Origin of the sequence: Aliiruegeria sabulilitoris (assembly GCF_001558155.1) — a bacterium.
GTDB lineage: Bacteria > Pseudomonadota > Alphaproteobacteria > Rhodobacterales > Rhodobacteraceae > Tropicimonas > Tropicimonas sabulilitoris.
Genome location: NZ_LOAS01000008.1, coordinates 87,141 through 104,926 on the forward strand (window position 1 = coordinate 87,141; position 17,786 = coordinate 104,926).

General features: G+C 65.1%; 14 protein-coding genes. 11 read left to right on the forward strand and 3 right to left on the reverse strand.

Translation table 11 applies throughout. From position 1 onward, the window contains the following. From AX756_RS07960 to AX756_RS08005, 11 genes are all read left to right on the forward strand, one after another. Complete coding sequence (locus AX756_RS07960) at positions 1–1,704, forward strand: ABC transporter ATP-binding protein (RefSeq protein ID WP_068310119.1); 1,704 nt, start codon at positions 1–3, stop codon at positions 1,702–1,704. Beyond that, the gene (locus AX756_RS07965; protein ID WP_068309930.1) at positions 1,704–2,636 is read left to right on the forward strand and encodes a GAF domain-containing protein; all 933 of its coding nucleotides are present in this window, start codon (positions 1,704–1,706) and stop codon (positions 2,634–2,636) included. The genes AX756_RS07960 and AX756_RS07965 overlap by 1 nt, the downstream gene beginning before the upstream one ends. Positions 2,637–2,649: 13 nt before the next feature. Further along, positions 2,650–3,072 carry a globin family protein gene (locus AX756_RS07970; RefSeq protein WP_068309931.1) on the forward strand — a complete coding sequence of 141 codons (423 nt, stop codon included), beginning with the start codon at positions 2,650–2,652 and terminating at the stop codon, positions 3,070–3,072. Then, complete coding sequence (nirB, locus tag AX756_RS07975) at positions 3,069–5,516, forward strand: nitrite reductase large subunit NirB (RefSeq protein ID WP_068309932.1); 2,448 nt, start codon at positions 3,069–3,071, stop codon at positions 5,514–5,516. Before AX756_RS07970 ends, nirB begins: the two co-directional genes overlap by 4 nt. A 94-nt stretch (positions 5,517–5,610) precedes the next feature. After that, the gene (gene nirD / locus AX756_RS07980) at positions 5,611–5,946 is read left to right on the forward strand and encodes a nitrite reductase small subunit NirD (protein WP_068309933.1); all 336 of its coding nucleotides are present in this window, start codon (positions 5,611–5,613) and stop codon (positions 5,944–5,946) included. A gap of 2 nt (positions 5,947–5,948) precedes the next feature. Continuing rightward, positions 5,949–8,621, forward strand: coding sequence for a nitrate reductase (locus tag AX756_RS07985; protein ID WP_068310121.1), 2,673 nt, complete (start codon positions 5,949–5,951; stop codon positions 8,619–8,621). After that, positions 8,618–9,622, forward strand: a complete 1,005-nt coding sequence (locus AX756_RS07990; RefSeq protein WP_068309934.1) for a glycosyl transferase family protein — start codon at positions 8,618–8,620, stop codon at positions 9,620–9,622. Before AX756_RS07985 ends, AX756_RS07990 begins: the two co-directional genes overlap by 4 nt. An 11-nt stretch (positions 9,623–9,633) precedes the next feature. Next, complete coding sequence (locus AX756_RS07995) at positions 9,634–10,668, forward strand: NAD(P)-dependent oxidoreductase (protein WP_068309935.1); 1,035 nt, start codon at positions 9,634–9,636, stop codon at positions 10,666–10,668. Positions 10,669–10,721: 53 nt separating this feature from the next. Then, a complete protein-coding gene (locus AX756_RS25565; protein ID WP_156461424.1) occupies positions 10,722–10,886 on the forward strand; it encodes a hypothetical protein in 165 nt (54 codons plus the stop codon). 95 nt (positions 10,887–10,981) lie between these two features. After that, entirely contained in the window at positions 10,982–12,085 is a 1,104-nt protein-coding gene (locus AX756_RS08000) for a flagellar motor switch protein FliG (RefSeq protein WP_231701008.1), read from the forward strand. A 219-nt stretch (positions 12,086–12,304) separates the two neighbouring features. Beyond that, the gene (locus AX756_RS08005; protein WP_082739004.1) at positions 12,305–13,267 is read left to right on the forward strand and encodes a lysophospholipid acyltransferase family protein; all 963 of its coding nucleotides are present in this window, start codon (positions 12,305–12,307) and stop codon (positions 13,265–13,267) included. A gap of 33 nt (positions 13,268–13,300) precedes the next feature. Here AX756_RS08005 and AX756_RS08010 read toward each other — a convergent pair whose 3' ends face one another. From AX756_RS08010 to AX756_RS08020, 3 genes are all read right to left on the reverse strand, one after another. Next, entirely contained in the window at positions 13,301–14,029 is a 729-nt protein-coding gene (locus tag AX756_RS08010) for a DUF1223 domain-containing protein (protein ID WP_231701009.1), read from the reverse strand. Positions 14,030–14,138: 109 nt separating this feature from the next. Continuing rightward, positions 14,139–14,591, reverse strand: a complete 453-nt coding sequence (locus tag AX756_RS08015) for a helix-turn-helix domain-containing protein (protein WP_068309936.1) — start codon at positions 14,589–14,591, stop codon at positions 14,139–14,141. A gap of 247 nt (positions 14,592–14,838) precedes the next feature. Then, complete coding sequence (locus AX756_RS08020; protein ID WP_068309937.1) at positions 14,839–17,631, reverse strand: bifunctional aconitate hydratase 2/2-methylisocitrate dehydratase; 2,793 nt, start codon at positions 17,629–17,631, stop codon at positions 14,839–14,841. Between the last annotated feature and the right edge of the window lie 155 nt (positions 17,632–17,786).

Here is a 17,786-nt window from a genome sequence, read left to right on the forward strand (position 1 = left end):
ATGAGCATTCTCAAGTTCGACAACGTCACCAAGTCCTTCGGCGAGGGCACGGCGAAAACCGATATTCTCAAGAATATCAACCTCGAAGTGGCGGAAGGCGAGTTCCTTGTCCTGCTCGGCTTCTCCGGCACCGGCAAGACGACGCTGATCAACCTGATGGCCGGGCTTGAGTTCCCGACCAAGGGCAAGGTCACTTTCAAGGGCGCCCCCATAACCGGGCCGGGCCGCGAGCGTGGCGTGATCTTCCAGAACTACTCGCTGATGCCCTGGCTGACCGTCACCGGCAACATCAAGCTCGCCGTGGACACCGTCTTTCCCAAGATGGGCAAAGCAGAGAAAGACGCGCTGGTCGCCAAATACGTCAAGATGGTCGGCCTCTCCCATGCCGCCGCCCGTCGCCCCGCCGAGCTGTCGGGCGGCATGCGCCAGCGGGTCAACGTGGCCCGCGCGCTCGCCATGAGCCCGGAGCTTCTGCTGCTCGACGAGCCGCTCTCCGCGCTCGACGCGCTCACCCGCGCCAATCTCGCCGACGAGATCGAGCATATCTGGGAAGCCGACAAGAAGACCTGCGTGCTCATCACCAATGACGTGGACGAGGCCATTGTGCTGGCCGATCGCATCATTGCGCTGAACCCCGACGGCACGCTCGGCGAGGAATTCCGCGTCACCATCCCCCGCCCGCGCGACCGTGGCGAGATGAACCATGACGCCGAATTCAAGCGCCTGCGCGGTGTGGTCACCAAGTACCTGATGGATGCCGGCATCAAGGCAAAGTCCGAGGAAACCCGCCAACTGCCCAACGTCACCGCTATCCATAACGAGCTGCCCCCCGCTGCGCTCAAGGCCGTGCAAGGCGAAGGCCGGACGGACAAGTACCTGGAGTTCTCGCAGCTTCACAAGATCTACCCCACGCCCAAGGGGCCGCTCACCGTGGTCGAGGATTTCAACCTCAAGCTGAACAAGGGCGAATTCATCTCGCTGATCGGCCATTCGGGCTGTGGCAAGTCCACGGTGCTGACCATGGCCGCCGGCCTCAACGATATCTCCAAGGGCGTGATCAATCTCGACGGACGCGGCGTTGTCGGCGCCGACCCCGAACGCGCCGTTGTCTTCCAGTCGCCCTCGCTCTTCCCCTGGCTCACCGCCAAGGAGAACGTCGCCGTGGGCGTGGAAAAGGTCTACCCGCGCGCCTCGCGGGCCGAGCGGCAGGATATCATCGAATACTACCTCGAACGCGTCGGCCTCGGCGAGAGCATGGACAAGGCGGCCGTGGACCTCTCCAACGGCATGAAACAGCGCGTCGGCATCGCCCGCGCCTTCGCCCTCTCCCCCAAGCTGCTGCTGCTCGACGAGCCCTTCGGCATGCTCGACAGCCTCACCCGCTGGGAGTTGCAGGAAGTGCTGATGGAAGTCTGGTCGCGCACGAAGGTCACCGCGATCTGCGTCACCCATGACGTGGACGAAGCCATCCTGCTGGCCGACCGCGTCGTGATGATGACCAACGGACCGCAGGCCACGATCGGGCGCATCGTCGATGTCGACCTGCCCCGCCCGCGCACCCGCAAGGCGCTGCTGGAGCATCCCGACTACTATCTCTACCGCGAGCAGGTGCTCTCCTTCCTCGAGGAATACGAGCACGGCGCCACGCCGAAATCCGCGCCTGTCTCCCAGATAGCTACACCCAAAACCGAAGAGGCCGCCTGATGGATCTCGCACTCGACGCTCCCACCCGTACTTTCATCGAGGTCTCCGAGGTCTGGGTTCCCGAAAACGACAAGTTGGTGCTGGCCGCCGGCAATTACGGCTCGCTCGAAAACTTCGCCTCGATCTCCGGCAACGAGAGCTTCGCCAAGGGTGAGGGCCTGCCCGGCAAGGCCTGGGCCGAGGCCCGCCCGATCGTGCTGAAAGAGTTCGAAGGCTCCTATTTCAAGCGCACCGAGGCCGCGCATGAAGCGGGTCTCACCAGCGCCGTGGCGATTCCGGTGTTCGACGGCGAATTGCTTAACGCAGTTCTGGTCGTTCTCTGCGCCGACGACAACGAGCGTACCGGCGCCATCGAGATCTGGCGCGACAAAGATGACGCGCTGATGCTGGAAGATGGCTATTACGGCGCCGCCAAACATTTCGAATGGGTCTCCAAGCACACGCATTTCCCGCGCGGCCAGGGGCTTCCAGGGGGCGTCTGGGCCTCCAATACGCCAATCCTGATGCGCGACCTCGGCTCGGGCTACAAGTTCATCCGTTCCGACAGCGCCGGCAAGGCAGGACTGACCACCGGCCTTGGCCTGCCCGTCCCGACGCCTTCCGGGCAGGAATACGTTCTTACCCTCCTCTCGGCTCGCGGCACCCCCATCGCGCGGCGCTTCGAGATATGGGACGCCCGCGCCGCCAAGGTCGGCAAGGCGAACGAAGCTGTGCTGATCGACGGCATCTGCGCCCGCGAAGGTCCGCTCTGGAACGAGGAATCCGAACGCCGCGCCACCGCATGGCAGGGCCTGATCGGTCGCGTGCTGGGCAGTGGTGTTCCGGTTGTCGAAAGCAAGGTTCCGGGCCTGACCGCCGGATACGACTCGATGGTCGCCCTGCCGATCCACCAGAACGGCGAGCTGTCCCACATCGTCGCCTGGTACGTGTGAGCGGCCTGATCCGATGAACCAATCCCAGATCACCCTGATCCAGCAGAGCTACGCCAAACTCGTGCCGAGCAAGCAGCAGGCCGGCGAGATCTTCTATGCCAAGCTCTTCGAGATCGCCCCGGAGGTCCGCCCGCTCTTCAAGGAGAACGTGACCGAGCAGGCCGGCAAGCTGATGACGATGCTCGGCACCGTCGTGAACGGGCTGCGCGACCTGCACAAGGTCACCCCCATCGCCCGGAAGATGGCCGTCGAGCATGTGGGCTACGGCGTGAAGCCTGCCCATTACGAGCCCGTCGGCGCCGCGCTGATCGCCACGCTCGAAGCCGGGCTGGGAGAGGATTTCACCCTCGAGACCCGCGAAGCCTGGGTCGAAGCCTACTCCATATTGTCCACCGCCATGATCGACGCCGCCAAAGCTCAAGGAGCCCCCGAATGAACAGAAAGAAACTCGTGGTGATCGGCGCCGGAATGGCCTCCGGCCGCGCGCTCGAACATCTCTTTGCCGCCGAGCCCCATGGCTGGGACGTGACGCTTTTCAACGCGGAGCCACGCGGCAACTATAACCGCATCATGCTCTCGCCGGTGCTCTCGGGTGAAAAGGCGTTCCCGGAGATCGTCACCCATGATGATGCCTGGTATGAAGAACACGGCGTAACCTGCCGTTTTGGCGAAAAAGTTACAAAGATAGATCGCGCCGAGAAAACCGTTTCCGGGGAGGAAGGGGAGCCGGTGGCCTATGACAAGCTGCTTGTCGCCACCGGCTCCAACCCGTTCATCATCCCGCTACCCGGCCACGATCTCGACGGCGTCATCGCCTATCGCGACCTCGAGGACACCAACGCCATGATCGACGCCGCCGCTGCCCCCGGCAGCAAGGCGGTGGTCATCGGCGGCGGGCTTCTCGGGCTCGAAGCCGCCGCCGGCCTCAAGCTGCGCGGCATGGATGTGACCGTCGTCCACCTGATGGGCCACCTCATGGAGCGCCAACTCGACGAGGCCGCCGGCTACTTGCTGCGCAAGGCGTTGCTGGACCGGGGCATCAAGGTGATGTGTTCTGCAAATTCCAAGCAAATCATTGGTGTAGACGGCAAAGTTAAAGCCCTGATGCTTGAGGACGGTACCGAGTTGCCCTGCGATATCCTCGTCATGGCCGTGGGCATCCGTCCCAATACCGGGCTTGCCGCCGAGGCCGGCCTCGCCACGGGCCGCGGCATCCATGTCGATGACCACATGCTGACCTCCGACCCCGACGTGCTCGCCGTGGGCGAATGCGTCGAGCATAATGGCGCCGTGTTCGGCCTCGTGGCACCGCTCTATGACCAGGCCAAGGTCGTGGCGCAGACACTGATCGGCGAGACGGCCCATTTCGTGCCCAAGGAGGTGTCGACCAAGCTCAAGGTGACGGGCTGCGACCTGTTCTCCGCCGGCGATTTCGAGGCGGGCGAGGACCGCGAGGACATCGTCTTCCGCGATCCGGGCCGCGGCGTCTACAAGCGCCTGATCCTCAAGGACAACCGGATCATCGGCGCCGTCATGTATGGCGACACCGCCGACAGCTCCTGGTTCTTCGGCCTGATGAAGGACGAGCAAGACATCTCGGAGATGCGCGAAACCCTCATCTTCGGCCCCGCCTACCAGGGGGGCGAACCCCTGGACCCTATGGCGGCCGTTGCAGCCTTGCCGGCTGACGCAGAAATCTGTGGTTGCAACGGCGTTTCCAAGGGCGACATCGTCGCCGCGATCGAAGGCGGCGCCCTCGATCTGGCCGCCGTGCGCGCCAAGACCAAAGCGTCGGGCTCCTGCGGGACCTGCACCGGGCTGGTCGAACAGGTCCTCGGCGTCACGCTCGGCGACGATTTCGTCATCCCCGCCGCGCAGTCGATCTGCGGCTGCACCGAGCACAGCCACGAAGACGTCCGCCGTCTGATCAAGTCACAGGAGCTGAAGAGCCAGGCCGCGGTCTGGCAGGAGCTTGGTTGGAAGTCGAAAGACGGCTGCCATGTCTGCCGCCCGGCGATCAACTACTACCTGCTGGCCGACTGGCCGCTGGAATACCGCGACGACCCGCAATCGCGCTTCATCAACGAACGCAAGCACGCCAATATCCAGAAAGACGGCACCTTCTCCGTCGTGCCGCGCATGTTCGGCGGCATGACCACTTCCGACGAGTTGCGCGCCATCGCGGACGCGGCAGACAAGTACAACGTGCCCACCATCCACGTCACCGGCGGCCAGCGTATCGACCTGCTCGGTGTCAAGGGCGAGGACCTGCCCGCCATCTGGGCCGATCTGAACCGCGCCGGCATGGTCTCCGGTCACGCCTATTCCAAGGGCCTGCGCACGGTCAAAACCTGCGTCGGCAAGGAGCACTGCCGCTTCGGCACGCAGGACAGCTCCGGCCTCGGCATCAAGCTCGAACAGAAGCTCTGGGGCGCATGGTCGCCACACAAGTTCAAGCTCGCCGTCTCCGGCTGCCCGCGCAATTGCGCGGAGGCCACCTGCAAGGATCTCGGCGTCGTCTGTGTCGATAGCGGCTACCAGATCGGCGTCGGCGGCGCGGCGGGCATGGATCTGCGCGAAACCGATGCACTGGCGCAGGTACCCACCGAAGCGGAGGCCATCGACGTCACCGTGGCCTTCTACCAGCTCTACCGCGAGAACGCGAAATACCTAGACCGGCCCTATAAATGGATCGCCAAGGTCGGGCTGGACTGGGTCAAGAAACGCGTCATCGACGACCTGGAAAACCGCAAGGCGCTGATCGAGCGTTTCGAACTTTCCCAGACCATCTACCAGAAGGACCCGTGGGCCGAGCACGCCAGTGAACGCGCAGACGCCTACCAGCCGCTGGCAAGCCTGAATCTTCAAGCTGCGGAATAGCCATCATCTGTTCGGAAATATCCTCGGGGGGCGCGCGGCTTGCCGCGCGGGGGGCAGACAGCCCCCTCCCCGCCCAGACACAAGGAACCGCCCCATGACCACCTGGATCGATATCGGCGCGCTTGACGACATCCCCAACCGCGGCGCGCGCGTGGTGAAAACCGCCCTCGGTTGCGTCGCCATCTTCCGCACCGGCGAGGATCAGGTCTTCGCCCTCCAAGACCGCTGCCCGCACAAGGGCGGCCCGCTCTCCGAAGGCATCGTGCACGGCGCCTCCGTGACCTGCCCCTTGCATAACTGGGTCTTTAGCCTGGAAACGGGCCTCGCCCAGGGCCCCGACGAGGGCTCGGTCCCCACCTACCCTACCCGCATCGAACAGGGGCGCATCCTGCTCGACGCCGCCCAACTGGCAAATCGGAGCGCCGCGTGATGATGGACGGCTCCACCCGCCCCGCGAAGCTGCTGCAGGTCGAGGGGCGCCTCGCCACCTGCACGACCTGCCCCTATTGCGGGGTCGGCTGCGGCGTCAATGCCGTTCCGGACGGTCTTGGCGGGCTGACCATCACCGCCGACAAGACCCACCCGGCCAATGCGGGTCGTCTCTGCTCCAAGGGCACCGCGCTCGGCGAGACCACCGCGCTCGACGACCGCTTGCTCACCCCGCGCATCCATGGCCGCGAGGCCGGCTGGTCCGACGCGCTCGACCTGGTGGCGACGAAATTCCGCAAGACAATCGAAAAGCACGGCCCTGACTCTGTCGCCTTTTACGTCTCCGGCCAGCTTTTGACCGAGGATTACTACGTCGCCAACAAGCTGATGAAGGGCTTCATCGGCTCGGCCAATATCGACACCAATTCGCGCCTTTGCATGGCCTCCTCTGTGGCCGGTCACCGCCGCGCCTTTGGCACCGATACCGTGCCCGGCCTCTACGAGGACCTCGATCAGGCCGACCTCGTGGTGCTCACCGGCTCCAACCTCGCCTGGTGCCACCCGGTGCTGTTCCAGCGTCTCGTTGCGGCGAAAAAGGCCAACCCTGCACTCAGAATCGTCAATATCGACCCCCGCCGCACCGCCACCTCCGAATTGGCCGATATCCACCTCGCCATCGCACCCGGTGGCGATGTCGCGCTCTTTAACGCGCTGCTCGCCTATCTCGCCGATACCAACCGGCTCGACCATGCCTATATCGCGGCCCATGTGAACGGCCTCAGCGAGGCACTGGCCACTGCCCGCGCCGACGATCCCGCCGCCTCTGGTCTCTCGGAGGAAGCGATCGCCGGTTTCTGCGCCCTCTGGGCCAGCACGAAAAAGGTGGTCACGATCTATTCGCAGGGCGTCAATCAATCGAGTTCAGGCAGCGACAAGGTCAATGCGATCCTCAATTGCCACCTTGGCTCGGGCCGCATCGGCAAACCCGGCATGGGGCCCTTCTCGGTCACCGGCCAGCCCAACGCCATGGGCGGGCGCGAAGTCGGAGGGCTGGCAAACATGCTCGCCTGTCACCTCGACATCGAAAATGCCGAGCACCGCGCCACGGTAAAGGAATTCTGGGACGCGCCGGCCATGCCCGAGGGTCCCGGCCTCAAGGCGGTGGACATGTTCCGCGCCGTCGAGGAGGGCCGGATCAAGGCGCTCTGGATCATGTGCACCAACCCGGCCGTCTCCATGCCGGAGGCCGACCGCGTCGCCGCCGCCATCGAGTCCTGCGATTTCACCGTCGTCTCCGACCTGACGGCCCAGACCGACACCGCCCGGCTCGCCGACGTTCTGCTGCCCGCCACCGGCTGGGCTGAAAAGGACGGCACGGTGACCAATTCCGAGCGCTGCATCTCGCGCCAGCGCGCCATCCTGCCGCCGCCGGGAGCCGCGCGCCATGACTGGCGTATCCTCTGCGACGTGGCCGAGCGGATGGGCTTTGGCGCCGCGTTCGATTTCGCCTCCCCCGCCGAGATCTTCCGCGAATATGCTGCGCTCTCCGGCCTCGCGGGCAAGCTCGGGCGCGATTTCGACATCTCGGATCTGAGCAACATGTCCGACCGGGACTACGACGCGCTGGAGCCCTTCCACTGGCCCCGCGCCGGGGACCGCCAGGGCGGGCGCTTCTTCGCCGAGGGCGGCTTCTATCATCCCGACGGCAAGGCAAGGATGCTCGCTGTTACCCACCGCGCCCCGGCCTCGCGGCCCTGCCCGGACTACCCGTTCCGTCTCAATACCGGGCGCGTGCGCGATCACTGGCACACGATGACCCGCACCGCGAAATCGCCGCGCCTCAGCCAGCATATCGCCGAGCCCTATCTTGAGATTCACCCCGCGGACGCCGCCGAACTGCGCCTTGCCCCGGCCTTCATCGCCGAGGTGAGCAGCCGTCATGGCCGCGCCCTGCTGCGGGTGCTGATCTCCGAGCGGGTGCAACGGGGCCAGGTCTTCGCACCCATGCACTGGACCGGCGAGACCGCGCCCTGCGGCCGCGTCGATGCGCTGGTCGCTGCCAATACCGACCCTGTCTCCGGACAGCCCGAGAGCAAGTCCTCCACCGTCGCCATTCGCCCAATGGCAGCCGCCTGGTACGGCTTCGCGCTCTCGAACCGAGAGTTCCGCCCCCAGACCGATTACTGGGCCCGCGCCCGCACGCGCGGCGGCTGGCGGGCCGAGCTTGCCTCTGCCGAGGCCCCCGCCGATTGGAACGATGCGGCGCGGGCGCTGTTCGGTCTCGGACAGAAGGCCACCGCGGTCAGCATGATCGATCCCGCCCACTGCGCCGCGCGGATCGCCTTCCTCGAAGAAGGCCGTCTGGTTGCAGCGCTCTATGCCGGCCCCGAACCGGTTGGCGTCTCGCGCAGTTTTCTCGCCGGGATGATCGGGGAGGACACCAGCGCCGAGATTCTCTCCGGCCGCCCCGGCGCCGAACGCCCCGATCCCGGCCCCACGGTCTGCGCCTGTTTCGATGTCGGCCAGAACACGATCCTGGAGGCGATCCGGAGCCAGCGGCTGAGCAGCGTCGAGCAGATTGGCGCGGCGCTTCAGGCCGGCTCCAATTGCGGCTCCTGCAAGCCCGAACTTCAGGCCCTGCTCGCCGCCGCAACAACGCCCGTGGCCGCGGAATGAGCCTGCGGGAATATGTCCGCGCCATGGGGCGTGGTCCCAGCCGGGGCCGGTCGCTGAGCGCGGCGGAGGCCGAAGACGCGATGGCGCAGATCCTCGCTGGCACCGCCGCCCCCGAGGCCGTTGGGGCGCTGCTGATGCTCATGCGCTATCGCGGCGAGACGCCGGAGGAGCTGGCCGGTTTCACCCTTGCGCTGCGCGCCACCCTGCCCGACTGGTCCAGCCCCGCACCCGCGCTGGACTGGCCGAGCTTTGCCGCCGGACGCACGCGCGGCCTGCCGTGGTTCCTGCTCTCGGCGCGGCTTCTGGCCGAGGCCGGGCATCCGGTGCTGCTGCATGGCTGGAACTCGCACCAGGGCGTCGCGGCCTCGGTCACCGGTGCGCTGGCCCATGCCGGCATCCGGCAGGCAAAGAGCCTATGCGACGCCGGGCAGATCATTGCCGACACCGGCATCGCCTATCTCTCGCTCGCCGACTACGCGCCAAGGGCGCTGGAACTGCTGCAATTGCGCGACGTGCTCGGCCTGCGCTCAGCGGTCAATACCGTGTTGCGGTTGGTCAACCCCGCGGGCGCCCCGGCCTCTGTTCAGGGCGTCTTCCACCCGCCCTACCTGGCGCTGCAATCGGAGGCCGCGCTGCTGCTCGGGCTGCAAGGCTCCTGTGTGATCAAGGGCGGCGGTGGCGAATTCGAGCGCAACCCGGCCAAATCCCTGCCGCTCTCGGGCATTTGCGCGGGCGCCCTGCGGGAAGGCATGCCCCCGGCCCTGCTATCCGAGACCCATGCCCGCCTCGCCGACGGGCCACAGCTTTCCACCTCGCCCGACGCGCTGGCAGCACTATGGTCGGGCGACGCGGAGGACAGTTTCGCCGAAGCCATCGTCACCGGCACCGCCGCACTCGCCCTGTTGACGATGGGCCGCGCCGCCTCGCCCGCCGAGGCCGATGCACAAGCCCAGGCCCTCTGGGCCGCCCGCGCCCTTGCAACCGAAAGGACCGCCCTGTGAAGACGTTCCCCATGTTCCTCAAAATGCAGGACCGCCGCGTTGTCATCGCCGGCGGCGGCGAGCAGGCGGCCCAGAAGGCCCGGCTCATGCTCAAGACCGAGGCAGAGATCGTGTTGCTCTCGCAGGAGCTTGACGAGGAGTTGCAGGATCTCGTCGCCACCGGCCGCGCCCGCCACGACACCGGCGCCCCCGGTGTCAGGAGCTTCTACGGCGCCGCGCTGGTCTTCATCGCGACGGGGTGCGTGGGGCTGGACGCGGCGCTGCAAGCGTTGGCCAAGGAAGCCGGCGTGCTGGTGAATGTCGTCGACCAGCCCGATCTCTGCGATGCCTACACCCCGTCCATTGTCGACCGCGACCCGGTCGTGGTGGCCATCGGCACCGAAGGCAATGCACCGGTTCTGGGCCGCATGATCAAGACCCAGGTGGAGGAGCTGCTGGAGCCGCGCCTTGGCGACATGGCGCGGCTGGCCGGCCGTCTGCGCGAGGCGGTGGCCCATCACGTCGCGCCCGAGGCGCGGCGCGGTTTCTGGCGCTGGATGTTCGCGGGCGAGCCGCGGCGGCTTCACGCCCGTGGCTCCGAGCACCGGGCGGCACGGCTTCTCAAGCAGGCGATTGCCGAGGGGCACGACCCACAGACCCGTCGCAAGGGCGCAGTCAGCCTTGTCGGCGCCGGCCCCGGCGATGCCGATCTGCTGACCCTTCGGGCCGTGCAGCGCCTGCAGGAGGCCGACATCATTTTCGTCGCCCCCGAGGTCGCGCCGGCCATTCTCGAACAGGCGCGCCGCGATGCCGAGCGCGTGCATCTTCCCGAGCCGGGTGCCGCGCTGGCTTGGCCCCGGGAACGGTTGGAGCAACGCATTGCGACCGAAGCGCGGCATGGGCGCAGCGTCGTCTACCTGCTGGCCGACACGCCGGGCATGGCGCAATTCGAGCCGTTCGAGGCGCTTGATGAGGAAGGCATCCTTGTCGAACGTGTCCCCGGCGCAATGGCCATTGACGCCTTCCCGGCGGGTCTCGGATCCGGGCAGAGATCCGCGGCGTTTTGACCCCGCGCGTTTCCGTGCTACCCTTACGTCACGCACGAACAGGGAGATTCAGAATGCATTTGAAAGCTATTGCCGCCGCCTTCCTTCTTGGCCTGCTGCCCGCCGCCGCGCTGGCGGAATGCAGTTGGGAGCACCGCGACCAGAGCGTCAGCCAATGCCCGGACGGACATGTCTATGACGGCACCTCGGGCGCCTGTGTAAAGCAGACAACGAGCTGATTTCCATCGGTCTCGCGGTGCCCCCGCGAGGCCGGTAACGCCGCTTTAAGAACGATCACGATACCCTGCTGTCCAAGGACATGCAGGAGATGGACGTGTCGACAGAAATCACACCGATTCCCATGACCATCGGCGGGCTTGGGGCTCCGGGCGCGCCGCCCCCCGCACGGTGTGCGGCGCGTATGCCGGCCGTGGCACGCAAGGGGCTGAACCGCCAGCAAAAGGCTGCGGTCATCGTCCAGTTGCTGCTCTCCGAAGGCGCCGAACTTCCGCTCAAGGCCTTGACCGAAGACCAGCAAGCGGACCTGACGTCATTGCTTGGAGAAATGCGGACGATCGACCGGGACACGCTGCAATCGGTCGTGGACGAGTTCGTCGATGAGATGGACTCGATCGGGCTGACCTTTCCCGGCGGGATAGAGGGCGCGCTCGGCCTGCTGGACGGCCATATCAGCCCGACAACTTCCGCACGGCTGAGGCGCCAGGCGGGCGTTGCCGCGCGGGGCGACCCCTGGGAGCGGATCTCGGGGCTGGCTCCGGAGCGGCTGGTGAAGGTTCTGGAGGAGGAGAGCACCGAGGTCGGTGCGGTGATGCTCTCCAAACTGTCGGTCTCGCAGGCTGCCACCCTGCTCGGCATGCTGCCAGGTCATCGTGCGCGCGAGCTGTCCTATGCAATCTCCCGCACGGGGAAGGTATTGCCGGAAACGGTGCAGCGCATAGGGCTTTCGCTCGCCTCCCAACTTGATGCCGAGCCGGTCTCGGCTTTCGAGGCGGACCCGGTGGAGCGCGTCGGCGCCATTCTCAATTTCAGTCGCGCCGCGACCCGCGACGACGTGCTCGAAGGGCTGGACGAGACCGATCGGGCCTTTGCAGCCGAGGTGCGCAAGGCCATCTTCACCTTCGCCAATATTCCCAGCCGCGTCACGGAGCGCGACATCCCCCGCGTCGTGCGAGGCATCGACCAGGCAGTTCTGGTACAGGCGCTTGGGTATTGTGCCGGCAATGCGGACATGGAAAAGGCACGCGACTACGTGCTGGACAACATGTCCAAGCGTATGGCCGAGGCACTGCGCGAGGAGATCGGCGAGGCCGCGACGGTCGCGGACACGGCAGGCGAGGAAGCCATGAACACCGTCGTCGGCGAAATCCGACGCCTTGTCGAAGCGGGAGAGTTGCTGCTCGTGGCCGAAGAAGAGTAATCGCGCAGTTTCCAGACCGGCACCCGCGCATCCTTGCGGGGCACGGCTCAAGGCGTTTTCGGATGCGTTGGGAACCCGTTCGCGCTTCACCCCGCCCTCGATTGATCGACCGGACGAGAGGTTGACGCCCCGAGCGGCGCCAATCTGCTGCCTCACACCACGCGCAGGCTTGAGATCGGCGGCGCGCTTGAATATGTCTGCACGCTGCGGGGTAGCATTATGGCACGCAAGCACGGCAGCGATACGGAGACGGGCGGCACCACGGGTCAGTGGCTGGTCGACCGCGCCTTGCGCATGGCCATCTGGAGCGCGCTGCGCCTGCCCTACAAGCGCCGCGTGCCGCTCTTTGGCGCGCTGGCACGGGCTGCCGCCCGCGCGATCCCCAATTTCCAACAACGCATGCTGGACAATCTCGATCATGTCTGGCCCGACCGCCCGCTCGAGGAACGCCGCGCCATCGCCCGCGCGGCCGCCGACAATATCGGGCGCACCCTGATCGAGCATTACTCGATGCAGGAACTGGCGCAGCGCATGGCGGATGTCGAACCTGAAGGGCCCGGATGGGAGGTTCTTCGCGCGGCACAGGCGGCCGGAAAACCGGCGATCCTGATCACCGGGCATTACGGCAATCACGAAATGGCCTTCATCTGCCTGACAGTGCGCGGCATGTCCGCCGGCGGGCTCTACCGGCCGATGCAGAACCCGTACGTGAACCAGCATTATGTCGATGCGGTGGACGCGCTCGGCCGTGGTCCGCTCTTCGAACAGGGTCGCGCGGGGATGGGCAGGCTGCTGCGCCACATGCGTGGCGGCGGCACCGCGATCATCCTCAACGACCTCTATGTCGGTGGCGGGATCGAGATGGATTTCCTCGGCAGACCGGCACGCACCGCGCTGTCCTCTGCCGACTTCGCGCTGAAGATGGACGCCCCGCTGATTCCTTTCTACGGCATTCGCCAGCCCGACGGGCTCAGCTTCCGTTTCGTGCTGGAGGCGCCGATCCCGCCCGGCACCCCGGAAGAGATGACAGCGGCCTTCAACCGCTCGCTCGAAGCGCGGATCGTGGAAGATCCCGGACAGTGGTTCTGGCTGCATCGCCGCTGGAAACGGAAGTGGCAGGGCGGCAAGGGCATGGTGCCGGGCCTTCACCCGGCAGAATTGCCCCGTCAGAAATCTCGTTGAAAGTCCGCGCCGCGATCAAACGGCCCAAGCCGGTCAGGGCAGCCGCAACGCCCCGAGAATCGGGCCGAATCCCCACTCCTGCACAATCACGGCCCCCTCTTCGGGGCCTCCGACCGGAAGTTCGAGCGCGAGAGGCTCGTCGCCGGACCATTTGCCGAGAGTTTCCCAGTCGGTCACGATATTGGAATAGGAAATTGTTTTGCCCGCGTTCTCGCCCCGCTCTATGGCTACCGTGCTCTTGGGCACAAAGCGCACGAGTTGCACCGCGTAGGTCCCGCCCTGCGGCAGCGCCGGCGACGAGAGGTGAACGATGTCGCCCTTCCGCTCCGCGCTAAGCTTGATCGCCGAAGCGGCCGGCGTCAGTTCCATCACCGCCTCGGCCAGCTCCATCGGCTTGGCACCAACGATATGGGTAACACCACCGACCACCATCTGCGGTGTGTAGATCGTGTGTGAGCCGACCACGCGAGCATAGGATTTCTGACGCTTGGTATGCTCGGGACGGGCAAAACTGTCGGCCCAGCCGATGTAATCCCAGTAATCGACATGCAGGGCCAGCGGCAGGATGTCCGCGCGCTCGGCCAGACGCGCCAAAAGCGCATCGGCCGGCGGACAGGAGGAACAGCCCTGCGAGGTGAACAGCTCGACCACGACCAGAGAGGAACTGGCATCGTTCGTTGCCGTCTCGGCCCAACCGGAAACGGCCTGTGCCAGTAGCATGCCAGTTGCTGCTATACCCGCCAGCAGATGGTTCGATTTCATAGGGCGCCTCTCGTCCTTCGCTGACGCCCTTCTTAGCCGCCGCGCCATGCAACCGCCAATCAAGAACCCGTGGGATTTCGGTAACGAATGCTCACGGATGGCGCGACTGTCAGTCCGGATTCGGGTGATAAATACGCCGATAGGGATCCGGGACGCCGCCAACGCCGTATTTGTCGTTCCAGTCCTTGGGAATGCCGCCACTGGCGCGCACGTAGTTTTCGGGCGGGATGGCCGCCATCAGCGGCTGCATCAACCTGCGGATCTCGGCCCGGCGGCTCACGTTTAGCTTGGCAAGCACGGAGTCCACCCATTCGGCCACGCGCGGCTCCTCCACGTCGAGGCAGACGGAAATCTCGTGGTTGGAGCGGTTATCCAGCACCATCTGCAAGGCGACATGCTCGGCCGGCGACATGGTGTGCAGCGCCGCCACCAGGCGCGGCGGCAGACCGGCGGCGATATCGCCCAATGCATCGTAGAGACCGAGCATCCGGTCCACCTTCTGCTCGATCCGGTCCAGTTGTTCCTTCAGCGAAATCTCTTCCGATGCGTCTCGATCCGACATGTGTCCCTCCCGTCCAGCACTGCGACTCACCTGCACGCCCCTGCGCGCCGGCACGCCCTGCCTGCCCGTCTTTTTGTGACAGAGCGTGCGGGCGTGCAATCCCCTGCCGCGGGTCTGCGTGAATCAGTCCGCCTCGGCGCGGATTGGAGCGGTTATTCATCCCCTTCGTCGGCAGACGTACCACCCGGAACAAAAAACGGCCGCCGGGGTCAACCCGGCGGCCGCGAAGCGCTCGTTACACACCCCGTCAGAAATGGACGGATCTGGACGTCGCGGGGGCCGCCAGCGGCGGTGCAAACTTGGTCAGGTCGATCCCTTCGACGGCGTGCTTGTACTCCTCGACGCTCGGCGTACGGCCGAGAATGGCGGAGAGGACGACGACCGGGGTCGAGGCTAGCAGCGATTCACCTTTCTTCTCGGGCGCGTCGGCCACGACACGGCCCTGGAAGAGGCGGGTCGAGGTGGCCAGCACCGTGTCACCCTTGGCGGCCTTCTCCTGGTTGCCCATGCAGAGGTTACAGCCCGGACGCTCGAGGTAGAGGATGTTCTCGTACTCGGTGCGCGCCTCGGTCTTGGGCATGAAATCGTCGAACTCGAAGCCCGAGTATTTCTGCAGGATCTCCCAGTCGCCCTCTTCCTTCAACTCGTCGATGATGTTGTAGGTCGGAGCGGCAACCACGAGCGGGGCCTTGAACTCGACCTTGCCGGTTTCCTTCTCCAGGTTCTTGAGCATCTGGGCCACGATCTTCATGTCGCCCTTGTGCACCATGCAGGAGCCGACGAAGCCCAGGTCCACCTTCTTCTCGGCGCCGTAGAAGGAAACCGGGCGGATGGTGTCGTGGGTGTAGCGCTTGGAGACATCGGCGTTGTTGACATCCGGGTCCGCGATCATCGGCTCGACGATCTGATCCAGGTCGACCACGACTTCGGCAAAGTATTTCGCGTCTTCATCCGGGGTCAGCGCCGGCTTCTCGCCGGAACGGATCTCGGCGATACGCTTGTCCGCCTTGTCGATCAGGCCCTGGAGCATGCCCACTTCGTTGTCCATGCCCTTCTCGATCATGATGCCGATGCGATGCTTGGCCAGTTCCAGCGAGCCGATCAGCGTCTCGTCATTGGAGATACAGATCGAGGCCTTGGCCTTCATCTCCGCGGTCCAGTCGGTGAAGGTAAAGGCCTGGTCGGCCAGCAGCGTGCCGATATGCACCTCGATGACACGGCCCTGGAAGACGTTGTCGCCGCATTGCTGGAGCATCTGCTGCTGGGTGGCGTGCACCACGTCGCGGAAATCCATGTAGTCGGCCATCTTGCCCTTGAAGGTCACCTTGACCGATTCCGGGATCGGCATGGAGGCCTCGCCCGTTGCCAGCGCCAGCGCCACGGTGCCGGAGTCGGCACCAAAGGCCACGCCCTTGGACATGCGCGTGTGGCTGTCGCCGCCGATGGTGATGTCCCAGTCATCCACGGTGAGGTCGTTGAGCACCTTGTGGATCACGTCCGTCATGGCGTGATATTCGCCCTTCGGGTCGCGCCCGGTGATCAGGCCGAAATCGCTCATGAACTTCATCAGGCGCGGGGTGTTGGCCTGCGCCTTCAGATCCCAGACCGACGCCGTGTGACAACCGGATTGGTAGGCGCCGTCAACCTTCGGCGAAATGACCGTGGCGGCCATTGCTTCGAGTTCCTGGCTGGTCATCAGGCCGGTCGTGTCCTGCGAGCCAACGATATTCACCGTCACGCGGGCATCGGAGCCGGCATGCATGACCGTACCGGCGGGAACACCCACGGCGTTGCGGTTGAAGATCTTCTCAACCGCGGTCAGGCCCTGGCCTTCATTGGTCACGATCTTGGAGGGCGCAAAGACCGGGGTCGGCTCGACACCCAGCGTTTCGGCGGCGAATGTCTGCAGCCGCTTGCCGAAGACGATGGCATAGGAGCCGCCGGCCTTCATGAATTCAAGTTTCTGCGGCGTGAAGGAGCCGGCCATGTCGACAAGCTCCTTGGAGCCGTCTTCGTTGAAGAGCTTCTTTTCCTTCGTGTTGATGGTCAGGACGGTGCCCGTCTCGACGGAGTATTTCTGCTCCAGGATCGGGTTGCCGTCATTGTTGAGGATCGGCTTGCCGTCCTCGTCAACCTTCTTGACCCAGTTTTTCAGGTTGATCCCGATGCCGCCCGTAACGTCGACGGTGGTCAGGAAGATCGGCGAGATGCCGTTGGTGCCGGCGACGACCGGAGCGATATTCACGAACGGCACGTAGGGAGAGGCCTGCTTGCCGGTCCAGAGCGCCACATTGTTGACGCCCGACATGCGCGAGGAGCCGACGCCCATCGTGCCTTTTTCGGCGATCAGCATGACGCGCGCTTCGGGATGCTTGACCTTCAGAGCCTCGATTTCCTTCTGCGCCGTCTCGGAAATCATGCATTTTCCGTGCAGCTCACGGTCGGAGCGGGAATGGGCCTGGTTGCCGGGCGAGAGCAGGTCGGTGGAGATATCGCCTTCGGCGGCGACATAGGTAACGACCTTCACCTCCTCGTCGATCTCGGGCAGCTTGGTGAAGAACTCCGCCTTGGCGTAGCTTTCCAGAATGCCAAGGGCGATCTTGTTACCGGCCTTGTAGGCGGCCTCGAGACGAGCGGTATCCGCGTCATAGAGGAAGACCTGCGTCTTGAGCACCTCGGCGGCCTGCTCCGCGATGGCAGCGTCGTCGCCCAGCGCCAGGTCGAGAAGAACCTCGACGGAGGGGCCGCCTTTCATGTGCGAGAGCAGCTCGAAGGCGAAGTCCGGCGTGATCTCCGCGACCACGGCCTCGCCAAGAATGATCTCCTTGAGGAATTTCGCCTTCACGCCCGCCGCGCTCGTGGTGCCCGGCAGGGTGTTGTAGATGAAATACTCCAGCGAGTCGGCGCGATGCGCGTTGCCGGTATCCTTGATCTGTTCGATCAACTCGCCAACGAGCGCTCCGTCGTCGATCGGTTTGGGGTGCAGGCCTTGCGCCTTGCGGGTGCCGATTTCGTCCAGGTATTCAGTGTACAAGCTCATGTCTTTTCTCACCGTTCAGATGTCAGGTTGCAGCTTGAACGCCGAATCTCAGAATCGTCTGGCGAGCCGGGACAAGCTTGTTGTATGCGACGGTATACTAAAGCGATCTGATCTTCAACAGAAACGACGCGACAGGTTGTCACAAACTTGTCGTG